The organism is Pseudomonas sp. TWR3-1-1 (genome assembly GCF_049896545.1).
Lineage (GTDB): Bacteria > Pseudomonadota > Gammaproteobacteria > Pseudomonadales > Pseudomonadaceae > Aquipseudomonas > Aquipseudomonas weihenstephanensis.
Map to the genome: position 1 here is coordinate 281,713 of NZ_JAFCUO010000003.1, position 16,202 is coordinate 297,914.

13 protein-coding genes are annotated in these 16,202 nt (G+C 58.1%); 12 read left to right on the forward strand and 1 reads right to left on the reverse strand.

Annotation, left to right across the window (positions count from 1 at the left end; all coding sequences use genetic code 11):
- Positions 1 to 275 precede the first annotated feature (275 nt).
- The 12 genes from arcD (at position 276) to ACP7A4_RS10010 (ending at position 14,564) form a co-directional block, all read left to right on the forward strand.
- Positions 276 to 1,703: an arginine-ornithine antiporter gene (gene arcD / locus ACP7A4_RS09955; protein ID WP_426246613.1), complete on the forward strand. Its 1,428-nt coding sequence runs from the start codon at positions 276 to 278 to the stop codon at positions 1,701 to 1,703.
- A 33-nt stretch (positions 1,704 to 1,736) separates the two neighbouring features.
- Complete coding sequence (arcA, locus tag ACP7A4_RS09960) at positions 1,737 to 2,993, forward strand: arginine deiminase (RefSeq protein ID WP_059764683.1); 1,257 nt, start codon at positions 1,737 to 1,739, stop codon at positions 2,991 to 2,993.
- Between the two features lie 76 nt (positions 2,994 to 3,069).
- Positions 3,070 to 4,080, forward strand: a complete 1,011-nt coding sequence (locus tag ACP7A4_RS09965; protein ID WP_059764681.1) for an ornithine carbamoyltransferase — start codon at positions 3,070 to 3,072, stop codon at positions 4,078 to 4,080.
- An 83-nt stretch (positions 4,081 to 4,163) separates the two neighbouring features.
- Positions 4,164 to 5,093, forward strand: coding sequence for a carbamate kinase (gene arcC, locus ACP7A4_RS09970; RefSeq protein ID WP_059764679.1), 930 nt, complete (start codon positions 4,164 to 4,166; stop codon positions 5,091 to 5,093).
- 55 nt (positions 5,094 to 5,148) lie between these two features.
- Entirely contained in the window at positions 5,149 to 5,508 is a 360-nt protein-coding gene (locus tag ACP7A4_RS09975) for a DUF5064 family protein (protein WP_203303204.1), read from the forward strand.
- A gap of 164 nt (positions 5,509 to 5,672) precedes the next feature.
- Positions 5,673 to 7,190 (forward strand): sigma-54-dependent transcriptional regulator, encoded by a 1,518-nt coding sequence (locus ACP7A4_RS09980; RefSeq protein ID WP_059764675.1) that lies wholly within the window; start codon positions 5,673 to 5,675, stop codon positions 7,188 to 7,190.
- 330 nt (positions 7,191 to 7,520) lie between these two features.
- Positions 7,521 to 7,904: a glycine cleavage system protein GcvH gene (gene gcvH, locus ACP7A4_RS09985; RefSeq protein WP_048399932.1), complete on the forward strand. Its 384-nt coding sequence runs from the start codon at positions 7,521 to 7,523 to the stop codon at positions 7,902 to 7,904.
- A gap of 10 nt (positions 7,905 to 7,914) precedes the next feature.
- Positions 7,915 to 10,773, forward strand: a complete 2,859-nt coding sequence (gene gcvP, locus ACP7A4_RS09990) for an aminomethyl-transferring glycine dehydrogenase (RefSeq protein WP_426246617.1) — start codon at positions 7,915 to 7,917, stop codon at positions 10,771 to 10,773.
- Positions 10,774 to 10,857: 84 nt separating this feature from the next.
- Positions 10,858 to 12,234 (forward strand): L-serine ammonia-lyase, encoded by a 1,377-nt coding sequence (locus ACP7A4_RS09995; protein WP_059764672.1) that lies wholly within the window; start codon positions 10,858 to 10,860, stop codon positions 12,232 to 12,234.
- 17 nt (positions 12,235 to 12,251) lie between these two features.
- Positions 12,252 to 13,376: a glycine cleavage system aminomethyltransferase GcvT gene (gene gcvT, locus ACP7A4_RS10000; RefSeq protein ID WP_059764670.1), complete on the forward strand. Its 1,125-nt coding sequence runs from the start codon at positions 12,252 to 12,254 to the stop codon at positions 13,374 to 13,376.
- A gap of 387 nt (positions 13,377 to 13,763) precedes the next feature.
- Positions 13,764 to 13,976: a cold-shock protein gene (locus ACP7A4_RS10005; protein ID WP_048363410.1), complete on the forward strand. Its 213-nt coding sequence runs from the start codon at positions 13,764 to 13,766 to the stop codon at positions 13,974 to 13,976.
- A 96-nt stretch (positions 13,977 to 14,072) separates the two neighbouring features.
- Complete coding sequence (locus tag ACP7A4_RS10010; RefSeq protein WP_048363409.1) at positions 14,073 to 14,564, forward strand: RDD family protein; 492 nt, start codon at positions 14,073 to 14,075, stop codon at positions 14,562 to 14,564.
- Positions 14,565 to 14,634: 70 nt separating this feature from the next.
- Here the strand turns inward: ACP7A4_RS10010 and ACP7A4_RS10015 are convergent, their stop codons facing one another.
- On the reverse strand, positions 14,635 to 16,071 hold the full coding sequence (locus ACP7A4_RS10015) for a DegQ family serine endoprotease (protein WP_048363408.1): 1,437 nt from the start codon (positions 16,069 to 16,071) through the stop codon (positions 14,635 to 14,637).
- Between the last annotated feature and the right edge of the window lie 131 nt (positions 16,072 to 16,202).

Consider the following 16,202-nt stretch of genomic DNA (forward strand, 5'->3'; position numbering starts at 1 on the left):
ATTTCATGGCGTGGTTCATGAAACATGAAAGCCACATTTGCAAATCTTCAAATAGTGACTAGCTTCAATCCCCACGACCTCGTGGCTATCCACGTATTAACCACCTTTAAGACCTCTGGAGCGGGCCTTTGAGGAAGCGTCAAAAAAATACGTGATTGCGACCTTCCCGCTCTATTAACAATGGAATGTAGTAATGCCCTGATCTAAGTCAAACGGCTGAAATACCCACGCAATTATCTTAAGGCCTCACTTCTCCTAGATTGGAGTCACCACAAATGTCTGATACTCCCGGAAAACTACGATTGGGTGCGTTGGTTGCTCTGGTAGTCGGTTCTATGATTGGCGGCGGAATCTTTTCGTTGCCACAAAACATGGCCGCCAGTGCCGATGTTGGAGCCGTACTTATCGGTTGGGCAATCACCGCCGTCGGCATGCTGACCCTCGCTTTTGTATTCCAGACCCTGGCTAACCGCAAACCCAACCTGGACGGTGGCGTGTACGCCTACGCCAAGGCCGGTTTCGGCGATTACATGGGTTTCTCATCAGCCTGGGGTTATTGGATCAGTGCCTGGCTGGGCAACGTCGGCTACTTCGTCCTGCTGTTCAGCACCTTGGGGTACTTCTTCCCGGTCTTCGGCGAAGGCAACACCCCGGCCGCGATCATCGGCGCTTCAGTGTTGCTGTGGGCCGTCCACTTCCTGGTACTGCGGGGCATCAAAGAAGCGGCGTTCATTAACCTGGTGACCACGGTTGCCAAGATCGTGCCGCTGGTGCTGTTCATTCTGATTGCCGTGTTCGCGTTCAAACTGGACATCTTCACCAGCGACATCTGGGGCTTGAAAAACCCGGACCTGGGCAGCGTGATGGATCAGGTGCGCAACATGATGCTGGTCACCGTGTGGGTGTTCATCGGTATCGAAGGCGCGAGCATCTTCTCTTCCCGTGCCGAGAAACGTTCAGATGTGGGTAAAGCCACTGTGATCGGTTTCATCACCGTGCTGCTGTTGCTGGTACTGGTGAACGTGCTGTCGCTGGGCATCATGACTCAGCCTGAACTGGCCAAACTGCAAAACCCGTCGATGGCGGCCGTGCTTGAGCATGTGGTCGGTCACTGGGGTGCGGTATTGATCAGCGTCGGTTTGATCATCTCCTTGCTGGGTGCCCTGCTGTCATGGGTGCTGCTGTGCGCCGAAATCATGTTCTCGGCCGCTAAAGACCACACCATGCCGGCGTTCCTGAAAAAGGAAAATGCCAACCATGTACCGGTCAACGCCCTGTGGCTGACCAACGCCATGGTGCAGGTGTTCCTCATCATCACGCTGTTCTCGGCCAGTACTTATCTGTCGCTGATCTACCTTGCGACGTCGATGATCCTGGTGCCATACCTCTGGTCTGCGGCCTATGGCTTCTTGCTGGCGGTGCGCGGCGAAACCTATGAAAACGCGCTGGCTGAACGCAAAAAAGACCTGATCATCGGCGGCATCGCGTTGATCTACGCCATCTGGCTGATCTATGCCGGCGGCCTGAAATACCTGCTGCTCTCGGCTCTGCTGTACGCACCCGGCGCCATTCTGTTCGCCAAGGCGAAGCTGGAAAGCGGCCAACAAATCTTCACCAACATCGAAAAAGTTATTTTTGCTGCCGTAGTGATCGGCGCCCTCGTGGCGGCTTATGGACTCTATGACGGCTTCCTGACCCTGTAACTCCCTGTTTATGTACTTTGGAGGATGACTGTAATGACCACGGAAAAAGTGAAATACGGCGTACATTCCGAAGCCGGCAAGCTGCGTAAAGTGATGGTTTGCTCCCCTGGCCTGGCTCACCAGCGCCTGACGCCCAACAACTGCGACGAGCTGCTGTTTGATGACGTGTTGTGGGTCAACCAGGCCAAGCGCGACCACTTCGACTTCGTGACCAAGATGCGCGAGCGCGGCATTGACGTGCTGGAAATGCACAACCTGCTGACTGACATCGTTGCCATTCCAGAAGCGCTGGACTGGATTCTGGACCACAAAGTGACCCCCAATCAGGTGGGCGTGGGTCTGGTCAACGAAGTCAAAGCCTGGATCAAAAGCCTGGAACCGCGCAAAGCCGCCGAGTACCTGATTGGTGGCGTGTCCGCTGACGATCTGCCTGACAGCTTCGGTGGCAAAACCATCGAAATGTTCCGCGACTTCCTCGGCCACACCAGCTTTATCCTGCCACCACTGCCCAACACTCAGTTCACCCGTGACACCACCTGCTGGATTTACGGTGGCGTGACGCTGAACCCGATGTACTGGCCAGCGCGCCGTCAGGAAACCCTGCTGACCACTGCGATTTACAAGTTCCACCCTGAGTTCACCAACGCCGACTTCCAGATCTGGTACGGCGATCCGACGGCGGATCATGGCAACGCCAGCCTCGAAGGCGGTGACGTGATGCCAATCGGCAAAGGCGTTGTTCTGATCGGCATGGGCGAGCGCACCTCGCGTCAGGCCATCGGCCAACTGGCACAGAACCTGTTCAAGAACAAAGCGGTCGAGCGCGTCATCGTTGCCGGCATGCCTAAATCCCGCGCCGCGATGCACCTGGACACCGTGTTCAGCTTCTGCGACCGCGACCTGGTCACCATCTTCCCGGAAGTCGTGAAACAGATCGTTGCCTTCTCGCTGTACCCCGATGAAAGCAAGCAGGGCGGCATTGACGTGCGACGCGAAGAAAGCAGCTTCCTCGACGTGGTGGCCAAAGCACTGGGCGTCAAAACCCTGCGTGTGGTTGAAACCGGCGGTAACTCCTTCGCGGCAGAGCGTGAGCAGTGGGACGACGGCAACAACGTGGTGGCACTGGAGCCTGGCGTGGTGATCGGCTACGACCGCAACACCTACACCAACACCCTGCTGCGCAAGGCCGGTGTAGAAGTCATCACCATCAGCGCCTCTGAGCTGGGACGCGGCCGTGGCGGCGGTCACTGCATGACCTGCCCAATCATCCGCGACCCAATTGACTATTAATTCATCCATTTGAATGCTTGCGCTGGCCCTTACAAAGGGCGGCGCAAGCCGGTTACCAGAAACCCAGGAGATCCCCATGGCGTTTAACATGAAAAACCGCAGCCTGCTCAGCTTGGTGCACCACACCCAACGCGAGCTTCACTACCTGCTGGATCTGTCTCGCGATCTGAAGCGCGCCAAGTACACCGGTACTGAAGAGCCGCACCTGAAAGGCAAAAACATTGCGCTGATCTTCGAAAAAACCTCGACCCGCACCCGTTGCGCGTTTGAAGTGGCAGCTCACGATCAGGGCGCACACGTCACCTACATCGACCCGGTGTCTTCGCAAATCGGCCACAAAGAAAGCATGAAAGACACTGCCCGCGTTCTGGGTCGTATGTTTGATGCCATTGAATACCGTGGTTTTGCCCAGGAAATCGTCGAAGAACTGGCCAAGTTTGCAGGCGTGCCGGTGTTCAACGGCCTGACCGCCGAGTTCCACCCGACGCAAATGATCGCCGACGTGCTGACCATGCGCGAACACAGCGACAAGCCGCTGCACGACATCAGCTACGCCTACCTGGGCGACGCCCGTAACAACATGGGTAACTCGCTGCTGCTGATCGGCGCCAAACTGGGCATGGACGTGCGCATCGCCGCACCAAAAGCCCTGTGGCCTGAAGAGTCGTTCGTTAAACAATGTCAGGCATTCGCCAAGGAAAGCGGTGCCAAAATCACCCTGACCGAAGACCCGAAAGCTGCAGTCAAAGGCGTGGACTTCATCCACACCGACGTGTGGGTATCGATGGGCGAGCCGGTGGAAGCCTGGAACGATCGCATCAAGCTGCTGCTGCCTTATCAGGTCAACATGGACTTGATCAAAGCCGCCGAAAACATCCGTGTGAAGTTCATGCACTGCCTGCCTGCGTTCCACAACAGTGAAACCAAAGTCGGCAAAGACGTGGCCGAGCATCATCCAAACCTTAAAAACGGCATTGAAGTGACTGAGGAAGTGTTCGAATCGCCTTTCAACATCGCCTTCGAACAAGCGGAAAACCGCATGCACACCATCAAGGCCATCCTGGTAGCTGCGCTGGCTGATATCTAAGGCCGTGCACCTGTGGGAGCGAGCCTGCTGGCTCCCACAGAACCCGGTTGTTTGTGCCCTTCCCCTCTTTTAAGGAATGACCTATGCGTATCGTCGTTGCACTGGGCGGTAACGCCCTTCTGCGTCGCGGCCAACCCATGACCGCTGAAAATCAACGCGAAAACATCCGCACCGCCACCGCCCAAATCGCTCGCGTCGCTCCTGGCAACGAACTGGTCGTGGCCCACGGTAACGGCCCCCAAGTCGGCCTTCTGTCCCTGCAAGCCGCAGCCTACACCGACGTCAGCCCTTACCCGCTGGACGTGCTGGGCGCTGAAACCGAAGGCATGATCGGTTACATGATCGAGCAAGAGCTGGGCAACCTGTTGCCACCGGACGCACCGTTCGCCACCTTGCTGACCCAGGTTGAAGTTGACCCCAAAGACCCGGCTTTCCAGAACCCGACCAAGCCTATTGGCCCGGTCTACAGCGAATCTGAAGCCAAGAGCCTGGCCGCTGAAAAAGGCTGGAGCATTGCACCGGATGGCGACAAATTCCGCCGTGTGGTGGCCAGCCCAAAACCCAAACGCATCTTCGAAATCCGTCCGATTAAATGGCTGCTGGAAAAGGGCACCATCGTGATCTGTGCAGGCGGCGGCGGTATTCCGACCATGTACGACGAAGACGGCAAACTCAAAGGCATTGAGGCGGTGATCGACAAAGACCTGGCCTCCTCCCTGCTCGCGCAGCAACTGAACAGCGACCTGCTGGTCATTGCCACGGACGTGAATGCAGCCTTCATTGACTGGGGCAAACCTACCCAGAAGGGCATTGCCCAGGCGCACCCGGACGAGCTGGAAAAACTCGGTTTCGCCTCGGGTTCAATGGGTCCTAAAGTCGAAGCCGCGTGTGAGTTTGCCCGCAAGACCGGCAAGACCGCTGTGATCGGCGCACTGGCGGATATCGAAGCAATCGTTCAAGGTAAGGCCGGTACTCGAGTCAGCACCGAGAAATCGGGTATCACTTACTTCTGAACCCTGGGGCAGGCCTTGGGGTCTGCCCTTTTTTTTTGCATCAAGGAGTACGCCTATGGCCTCGTTCGAACCCGGTCACCTGCATATCCAACGCGAAGCGCTGCAACCCGGCGATTTCGGGTATGACATCAAGATTGATTACCAGGTCGTTCAGGATCCCAAGGAAGGCAAGTCGATGCAGTTTGATATGCACGGCCAGATCAACGGCAAGGACTTCAAGGACTCATTCACCCTGCCCAAGGACATGGCCTATAACTTCGCCCATGACGCGTTCCGGATTGCAGTGAAAAACGGCATTCCCAAAACCGCAGACATTCGCTCGATGCACGGTTTCTACGACAAAATGTTTGCCGACGTTTTAGCCCAGCTCAACCACAAGCCTGGCGACCCGATCAAACCTGAACACCTCGGATAACCAGCACCCCGTAGGAGCGAGCTTGCCTCGCGATCTTTTGATCCTTTAGAAGATCGCGAGGCAAGCTCGCTCCTACAGGTTGTCGGTAAACGACCTAAGTTTCACCATCCCTCCCTGCCAAGGCATACTGGCCGCCCCGCTGGCCAGAAGTGTTGCTCGTTCCCATGCGTATCCATGTCAGTTTTATCGACCGTGTCGGCATCACCCAGGAAGTACTGGCGTTGCTCGGCGCACGGAACCTCAATCTGGATGCCGTGGAGATGGTGCCGCCCAACGTCTACATCGACGCGCCGACGTTAAGCCCGCAAGTGCTCGACGAGTTGCGCGAAGCCTTGTTCCGCGTGCGGGGCGTGCAATCGGTGAAGATGGTGGACATCCTTCCCGGCCAGCGCCGGCACCTGCAACTCGACGCGCTGCTGGCGGCCATGACCGACCCGGTATTGGCACTCGACAGCGAAGGCCACGTGCTACTGGCCAACCCGGCGCTGGTGTCGCTGTACGGCCGCGAACCTGGTGGTGAAAGCATCAGCGCGTTGTTCAGCGACCCCGGCTTGCTGCCTGCGCTGCTGGAAAACGGCTTTCGCCTGCCACTGCGTGAAGTCACCCTCAACGGCCATCCGCTGATGCTCGACGCCACCCCCATCACTGATGCGGGGGCGCTGCTCACCCTGTACCAACCGAGCCGTATCGGCGAACGCCTGGCAGCCCTGCATCACGACCACGCTGAAGGCTTCGACGCCTTGCTCGGAGACTCACCCGCGATCCGCACCCTCAAAGCCCGCGCTCAACGCGTGGCGACCCTGGATGCACCGTTATTGATTCAAGGTGAAACCGGCACCGGTAAAGAACTGGTGGCCCGCGCCTGCCATGCCATCAGCGACCGCTTCGGCGCGCCTTTTCTGGCCCTCAACTGCGCCGCCCTGCCTGAGAACCTGGCCGAGAGCGAGCTGTTCGGCTACGCCCCCGGCGCTTTTACCGGCGCGCAACGCGGGGGTAAGCCGGGGTTGATGGAGCTGGCCAATCACGGCACGGTGTTCCTCGATGAAATCGCTGAAATGTCGCCTTACCTGCAAGCCAAGCTGCTGCGTTTTTTGAATGACGGCAGCTTTCGCCGCGTGGGCGGCGAACGCGAAGTGAAGGTCAATGTGCGCATCCTCAGCGCCACGCATCGCAACCTCGAAAAAATGGTCAACGACGGCACCTTTCGCGAAGACCTGTTCTATCGCCTGAATGTACTCAACATCGACGTCCCGCCGCTGCGTGAACGCGGGCAAGACATTCTGCTGCTGGCGCGCACCTTTATGCAGCAGGCCTGCACTCAAATCCAGCGCCCGGTGTGCCGCCTGGCGCCCGGCACCTACCCCGCCCTGCTGGGCAACCGCTGGCCGGGCAATGTGCGACAACTGCAAAACGTGATTTTTCGCGCCGCGGCCATTTGCGAAAGCAACGTGGTCGACATTGGCGATCTGGACATCGCCGGAACCTCAGTGGCACGGCAAAACGATGGCGAAGTGCTTACCCTGGAACACGCTGTCGCCTCGTTCGAAAAAGCCCTGCTGGAAAAGCTCTATGTCGACTACCCTTCCACCCGCCAGTTGGCCAACCGCCTGCAAACCAGCCACACCGCGATTGCACAGCGGCTGCGGAAATACGCAATCCCCGGCAAAAATCCTGCTTCGTAGGTGCTGCCCAAGTCTGCACACTTTTGGTCTGATCACCTGACACGACCAAACAACCGTATCGAATTCGATACACCGGAACGATTCCAATACGCACGTTGCCTGACGCACTGCTGCAAGGCTTTGATCCGCTTCGATTTTTTAAACCCATCATACCTGTAGCGATTTCGCTACAGCTAGCGTCATGCTGCCGCCTGTCGAAACCACCAATTCATTGATAAATATGGCCTTTTACAAATTGGCAGCCATCTTGCAATGCACTCCTCAAAGCGCTCGACCTTGCACGAGCAATCAACTGCGACTACCAGATGAGTCTGGCCCTGAGGAGTTTCCATGAGCGAATTGCGTTTTACTGAAGACCACGAGTGGCTGCGCGCCGAAGCCGACGGCAGCGTGACCGTGGGCATTACCGCATTTGCGCAAAACGCTCTGGGCGACGTGGTGTTTGTTCAATTGCCAGAACTACAGGCCTACGACAAAGGCGCAGAAGCCGCCACCGTTGAGTCGGTGAAAGCTGCCAGCGGTGTGTACATGCCACTGGACGGCGAGGTGCTGGAAGTCAACCCGGCGCTCGATAGCAGCCCGGAACTGGTCAACGAAGACCCGCTGGGTGAAGGCTGGTTCTTCCGCTTCAAACCCACCGATGCCAACGCAGTGAGCCAGTTGCTGGATCAGGACGCCTACGACCGCCTGATCAAAGCCAACGCTGACGCCTGAGGAACTCGCCATGACCACTAAACTCAGCACCGCCAATGAATTTATCGCGCGCCACATCGGCCCGCGCCAGGCCGATGAACAGGCCATGCTCGCCACCTTGGGCTTTGAGTCTCTCGATGCTCTGAGCGCCAGCGTGATCCCTGAAAGCATCAAGGGCACCAGCGTGCTCAACCTGCCAGCCGGACAAAGCGAGGCGGATGCGCTGGCCTCGATCAAAGCCATCGCCGCCAAAAACCAGCTGTGCAAAACCTACATTGGCCAAGGTTATTACAACTGCCATACGCCTTCGCCGATCTTGCGCAACCTGTTGGAAAACCCGGCCTGGTACACCGCGTACACGCCATATCAACCCGAGATTTCCCAAGGCCGCCTTGAAGCCCTGCTCAACTTCCAGACCCTGATCAGCGACCTCAGCGGCCTGCCGATTGCCAACGCCTCGCTGCTCGATGAAGCCACCGCCGCCGCGGAAGCCATGACCTTCTGCAAGCGCCTGAGCAAAAACAAGTCCAGCAACGCGTTCTTTGCTTCCCGTCACTGCCACCCGCAAACCCTCGATGTGTTGCGCACCCGCGCTGAGCCGCTGGGCATCGACGTGGTGGTGGGTGATGAACGTGGCCTTACGGACCTGTCGCCGTTCTTCGGCGCCCTCTTGCAATACCCGGCCAGCAATGGCGACGTGTTCGATTACCGCGAACTGGTTGAACGCTTCCACGCCGCCAATGCGCTGGTGGCCGTCGCAGCTGACTTGCTGGCGCTGACCCTGCTGACTCCGCCGGGCGAGTTCGGCGCCGACGTGGCCATCGGCAGCGCCCAGCGTTTTGGCGTGCCACTGGGTTTCGGTGGCCCGCACGCCGCTTACTTCGCCACCCGCGACGCGTTCAAACGCGACATGCCGGGGCGTCTGGTCGGCGTCTCGGTCGACCGCCATGGCAAACCGGCGTTGCGTCTGGCCATGCAAACCCGCGAGCAACACATTCGACGCGAAAAGGCCACGAGCAATATCTGCACCGCGCAGGTGCTGCTGGCCAACATTGCCAGCATGTACGCCGTGTACCACGGCCCTCACGGCCTGACGCAGATTGCTCAGCGCATTCATCAACTGACCGCGATTCTGGCCAAGGGCCTGACTGCACTGGGACTGAACGTCGAACAGAGCGAATTTTTCGACACCCTGACCCTGCACACCGCCGGCAAAACCCAAACCCTGCACGCCAACGCACACGCCAAACACATCAACCTGCGCGTGGTGGATGACGAGCGTGTGGGCGTGTCGTTGGACGAAACCTGTGGCCCGTCCGATGTGACCGCGCTGTGGGCCTTGCTGGCCGCCGACGGTCAAGCGCTGCCGGACTTCGATGCCCTGGCTCACACCGTGAGCGGCACCTTGCCGGCCGCGCTGCTGCGCCAGTCGCCGATCCTCAGCCACCCGGTGTTCAACCGTTACCACTCTGAAACCGAACTGATGCGTTACCTGCGTCGTTTGGCTGACAAAGACCTGGCACTGGATCGCACAATGATTCCGCTGGGTTCCTGCACCATGAAGCTCAACGCTGCCAGCGAAATGATCCCCATCACATGGGCCGAGTTCGGCAGCCTGCACCCCTTCGCACCGGTCGAACAAAGTCAGGGCTACCAGCAACTGACCCACGAGCTGGAGGCCATGCTCTGCGCCGCCACCGGTTACGACGCTATTTCGCTGCAACCCAATGCGGGCTCCCAGGGCGAGTACGCCGGGTTGCTGGCGATTCGCGCCTACCATCAAAGCCGTGGCGAAGAACGTCGCGACATTTGCCTGATCCCCTCTTCTGCACACGGCACCAACCCGGCCACCGCCAATATGGCGGGCATGCGCGTGGTGGTCACGGCCTGCGACGCACGCGGCAACGTCGACATTGAAGACCTGCGCGCCAAAGCCATCGAGCACAGCGAGCACCTGGCGGCATTGATGATCACCTACCCTTCGACCCACGGCGTGTTCGAAGAAGGCATTCGTGAAATCTGCGGCATCATTCACGACCACGGCGGCCAGGTGTACATCGACGGCGCCAACATGAACGCGATGGTGGGCTTGTGCGCACCCGGCAAGTTCGGCGGCGACGTTTCCCACCTCAACTTGCATAAAACCTTTTGCATTCCCCATGGCGGTGGTGGCCCGGGCGTGGGTCCGATTGGCGTCAAGTCGCACCTCACGCCGTTCCTGCCGGGCCACGCCAGCCTGCCACGCAAGCAGGGCGCGGTGTGCGCAGCGCCGTTCGGCAGCGCGAGCATTCTGCCCATCACCTGGATGTATATCCGCATGATGGGCGGCGAAGGCCTCAAACGTGCTTCACAAATGGCCATCCTCAACGCCAACTACATCGCCCGCCGCCTTGAAGAGCACTTCCCTGTGTTGTATTCGGGCAGCAACGGCCTGGTGGCACATGAATGCATCCTCGACCTGCGCCCTCTCAAGGACAGCAGCGGCATCAGCGTGGACGACGTGGCCAAGCGCCTGATCGACTTCGGCTTCCATGCCCCGACCATGTCGTTCCCGGTGGCAGGCACGCTGATGATCGAGCCGACCGAAAGCGAGTCCAAACAAGAGCTGGACCGCTTCTGCGACGCCATGATCCGCATCCGCGAAGAGATCCGCGCCGTGGAAAATGGCGCGCTGGACAAAGACGACAATCCGCTGAAAAACGCCCCGCACACGGCCGCAGAAATGGTCGGTGAATGGACCCATCCGTACAGCCGCGAACAAGCGGTGTACCCGGTTGAGTCGTTGATCGAAAGCAAGTACTGGCCACCAGTGGGTCGGGTCGACAATGTGTTTGGCGATCGCAATCTGGTGTGCGCGTGCCCCTCGATTGAGAACTATCAGGAGGCATAGACCACTAACCCCCCTGTAGGTGCGAACGTGCCTACAGGGCATCTGTATTTAATGCCAATAACCCATAAGAAACCGGAGAACCCCATGTCGTTAAGCGTGTTCGACCTGTTCAAAATTGGCATCGGTCCTTCAAGCTCTCATACCGTCGGCCCCATGCGGGCCGCCGCACGGTTTGTTGAAGGTCTACAGCGTGATGAGCTATTGCACACAACCGCCTGCGTCAAAGTGGAACTGTATGGCTCGCTCGGCGCCACCGGCAAAGGCCACGGCAGCGACAAAGCCGTGCTCCTGGGCCTGGAAGGCGAGCACCCGGACACCGTCAACACCGAAACCGTGGATCAGCGTCTGGCCGCGATCCGTAGCAGCGGGCAATTAAACCTGCTGGGCCAACACCCCATCGCGTTCAATGAAAAGCTGCACCTGGCAATGATCCGCAAACCCCTGCCCTACCACCCTAATGGCATGATTTTTCGTGCCCTCGATGCCGCTGGCATACAAATCCGCAGCCGCGAGTATTACTCGGTCGGTGGGGGGTTTGTGGTGGATGAAGGCGCCGCTGGCGCTGACCGCATCGTGGAGGACAGCACTGAACTGAAGTACCCGTTCAAGACCGCCAAGGACTTGCTGCGCCATTGCGTCACCCACCACCTGTCGATCAGCCAGGTGATGATGGCCAACGAAAGTGCATGGCGCCCGGAAGCCGAGACCCGTAGCGGTCTGCTCAACATCTGGCAAGTGATGCAGGATTGCGTCAGCGCCGGTTGCCGCCATGAAGGCATCCTGCCGGGCGGCCTGAAGGTCAAACGCCGCGCCGCGGCCCTGCATCGCCAGCTCTGCGCCAACCCCGAAGCCTCATTGCGCGACGCCCTGTCAGTGCTGGACTGGGTCAACCTGTACGCGTTGGCGGTCAATGAAGAAAACGCCAACGGTGGCCGCGTGGTAACAGCGCCCACCAATGGGGCCGCGGGGATTATTCCGGCCGTATTGCATTACTACATGCGCTTTATCGGCGGAGCCAATGAAGACGGCGTGGTGCGGTTTCTGCTGACAGCTGCGGCCATCGGAATTTTGTACAAAGAAAACGCCTCCATCTCTGGCGCCGAAGTGGGTTGCCAGGGCGAGGTCGGCGTGGCGTGCTCAATGGCGGCGGGCGCGTTGTGCGAGGTGCTGGGCGGTAGCGTGCAACAAGTCGAAAACGCCGCCGAGATCGGCATGGAACATAACTTGGGGCTGACCTGCGACCCGATTGGCGGGCTGGTGCAGGTGCCGTGCATCGAGCGCAATGCAATGGGCTCGGTCAAAGCGATCAACGCGGTGCGCATGGCGTTGCGCGGTGATGGGCAGCATTTTGTCTCTCTGGACAAAGTGATCCGCACCATGCGCCAGACCGGCGCCGACATGAAAAGCAAATACAAAGAAACCGCTCGCGGCGGTCTGGCCGTCAACATTATCGAGTGCTGATTTTTAAGGAGTCACGAATGTCCACCGAACAACTGCTTAAAACCCCGCTGCACGCGTTGCACCTGGAACTGGGTGCGCGCATGGTGCCGTTTGCCGGTTACGACATGCCCGTGCAGTACCCGCTGGGTGTCATGAAAGAGCATCAGCACACCCGTGAACACGCCGGGCTGTTTGATGTGTCGCACATGGGGCAAATTCGCCTGAGTGGCGCGCAGGCGGCCAAAGCCCTGGAAACCTTGGTGCCGGTCGACATCATCGACCTGCCAGTGGGCATGCAGCGTTATGCCATGTTCACCAACGAACAAGGCGGCATTCTGGATGACCTGATGGTCGCCAACCTGGGTAACGATGAACTGTTTCTGGTGGTCAACGCGGCCTGCAAAGAGCAGGACCTGGCGCATTTGCGTAAACACCTGAGTACCCATTGTCAGATTCAGCCGCTGTTTGAAGACCGCGCCCTGCTCGCCTTGCAAGGCCCTGAGGCGGTCAAGGTACTTGAACGCCTGGCGCCGGAAGTGGCGAAAATGACCTTTATGCAGTTTGCCCCGGTGACGTTGCTGGGCGTGGAATGCTATGTGAGTCGCTCCGGGTACACCGGTGAAGATGGCTTTGAGATCTCGGTGCCGGCAGAGCACGCAGAGGCTCTGGCACGTCACCTGCTGGCTCAACCTGAAGTGGAAGCGATTGGCTTGGGCGCGCGCGACTCGCTGCGCCTGGAAGCGGGTCTGTGCCTGTATGGGCATGACATGAACGAGAAAACCACGCCGATTGAAGCCAGCCTGTTATGGGCCATTTCTAAAGCTCGTCGGGCAGACGGGCCGCGGGCGGGCGGGTTCCCCGGCGCTGAAACGGTGTTTGCCCAACAGCAAAGCGGCGTTGCTCGTAAACGGGTCGGCCTGCTGCCCCAGGAGCGCACGCCGGTACGTGAGGGGGCCGAGGTTGTAAACGCGGACGGCAACGTGATCGGCAGTATCTGTAGTGGCGGTTTCGGTCCAACCCTGGGTGCGCCTTTGGCAATGGGCTACCTAGACACGGCCTATACACCCCTCGATACCGACGTATGGGCAATCGTTCGCGGTAAACGTGTACCCATGAAAGTGTCGAAACTGCCGTTTGTTGCGCAACGTTATTACAGAGGGTAAAGACGCCTGGTTTGAAACACAGTTGCATGTTCACGACACTTAAGTGTCATGCAACTGCCACAAAACAGTCCGCACTTTTCGAGCGTGAAAGTATCGAAAAGAACACGAACACAATTGAACATGCCTCTCCAAAAAACGCGGCTTAAATCGACGTTACATCCTTTAAAACACAGGGACAGACGGCGTATTGGCAGGGCTTGTTTTTACAACCTTGGTTGTCGTAGAGTTTGCGCACTGTGTTTGCATGGGTCGCTGGAATCGTGACCTGGGCAGTAGCTCTAAGTTTGCTACACCCGTTCGGCGTCTCTTACTTTCCTGCAACCCAGCACCAGTTCTCTTTCATAGCAAAGAGACTGTCATTAATTGTTAGCGTCAAGGAATTAAGAAATGTCCCAACGTCAAAGCGGTACCGTCAAGTGGTTTAACGATGAGAAAGGGTTTGGCTTTATTACCCCTGAAAGCGGTGCGGATCTATTCGTGCACTTCCGTGCCATCCAGGGCAACGGTTTCAAAAGCCTGAAAGAAGGCCAGAAAGTGACATTCGTCGCCGTACAAGGCCAAAAAGGCATGCAGGCTGACGAAGTACAAGCCGAAGCCTAATCTTTATTGCAGTGAAAAGCCTCTGATGGTGACATCAGAGGCTTTTTTATGGGCGCAATTCCGTAAGATGGCTTTTTTCCTTCACGAGACCCTGCCATGTCGAAACAACCACTAAGCCCTCAAGGCGCGTTTCCAGCCGCTGGCCTGGGGCGCCGCCTGGCAGCCATGTTCTACGATTTCTTGTTGTGCACAGCACTGATGATCGTCACCACCTTTATTTACAAACTGATTTTGATGGGCTTTATCGGTGAAGCCAAAATGCGCGCACTCTCGGAGTCCGGCGCACTGGACGGCGACCCGCTGTTGTCCACCCTCCTGTTTTTTGTGCTGTTCGGCTTCTTTGCCAAGTTCTGGACCCACTCAGGTCAAACTCTGGGCATGCAGGTATGGGGGGTGCGCGTACAGAACGCGGACGGTACGGCAATCAGCCTGTGGCAAGCGTTGCTGCGTTTTATCGTATCGATTGGTTCATGGCTGTGTTTCGGTCTGGGCTTTGTCTGGTCGCTCTTCGATAAACAAAAGCGCACCTGGCATGACATGTACTCCAACAGCCAATTGGTCAGAGTCCCCAAACAGAAGAAAAAATAAGCCGCACAAAAAAGCCCGTATCACTCGATACGGGCTTTCTCATTACCTCAACGTATTGCCTATACCAGCGTTACTCCGCCAGTTTGAAGGTAATAAAGCTGGCACGACCTTGACGCAGCACGCGCATCGACACCGAACGGTTTTTTGGCAGCGCCTTGGCAATGTCAGTGAACTGTTTGGCATCGGTAATCGCCTGGTTGTTCAAGTGTGTAATGACATCACCTGGTTGCAGGCCGATCAGGGCCGCAGGGCCGTCCTGAACATCCTTGATGATCACGCCACCCTTGATGTCGTTGGCTTTCTTCTGTTCCTCGCTCAGGTCCACCACAGAAACACCCAGACGGTTGCTGCTGCGCTCGGCACCGCTCGGCGAGTCCATCTCTTTGCCTTCGTCAGGAATCGCGCCCACGGTCAGGTCCAGGGTTTTACGCTTGCCGTCACGCACCACTTCAAGGCTTGCCTTGCTGCCCGCCTTGAGAGCACCCACCAGATGCGGCAGGTCGGCAGACATCACAATTGGCTGGCCATTCATGCTCAGGATCACGTCACCCACTTGCAGGCCGCCTTTGGCTGCCGGGCCGTCATCGAGCACTTGAGCCACCAGCGCACCGGCTGGCTTGTCCAGACCGAAGGATTCAGCCAGGTCTTTGTTGACCTCTTGAATCACCACACCCAACCAGCCACGGCTGACTTTGCCACCGCTTTTAAGCTGGTTGGACACGTCCATCGCTACGTCGATAGGGATGGCAAACGACACGCCCATGAAACCACCGGAGCGGGTGTAGATTTGCGAGTTGATACCCACAACCTCACCGGCCAGGTTGAACAGCGGGCCGCCGGAGTTACCCGGGTTGATCGGCACGTCAGTCTGGATAAAAGGCACGTAGCTTTCGTTCGGCAGGCTGCGGCCGATGGCGCTGATGATGCCCTGGGTCACGGTGTGGTCAAAACCGAACGGTGAACCGATCGCTACCACCCACTGCCCTGCTTTGAGGTCTTGCGACTTGCCCAGTTTCAGAACTGGCAGGTTTTTGCCTTCGATTTTCAGCAGCGCCACGTCAGAGCGTGGATCGGTGCCAACCAGCTTGGCTTTCATTTCGCTGCGGTCTGAGAGACGCACGATGATTTCATCTGCATCCGCCACGACGTGGTTGTTGGTCAGGACATAGCCATCAGGCGAAATGATAAAACCCGAACCCAACGATTGAGCTTCGCGCTGACGCCCGCCGCCGCTGCGTGGTGCTTGCGGCATGCTACGCTCGAAAAAGTCCCGCAAACCGGGCGGCAGCCCTTCCAGGTCTGGCATTTGCCCCATGCTTGACACACGGCGCTCAGGTAATTTTTGCGTGGTGCTGATGTTCACCACCGCCGGGGAGGCTTGTTCAACCAACTGCGTGAAGTCGGGCAACTGCACCAACGGCGCATCCGCCAAGGCCGGAACTGCCTGCCCGAGCATCATCACGGCCGCAAGAATGGGTAAGTAAGGTTTCAATCGAGGCATCGACATACAGCTCCCGTTAATAGCAAGCAGAGTTAAGCGGCTGGCATCCAAAAACCAAGCCCAAAGCATAGACCGTATTTTTGGACACCCACAAACAAACAAGGCCAGAGCCTTTAGGGCTCTGACCTATAGAAAAA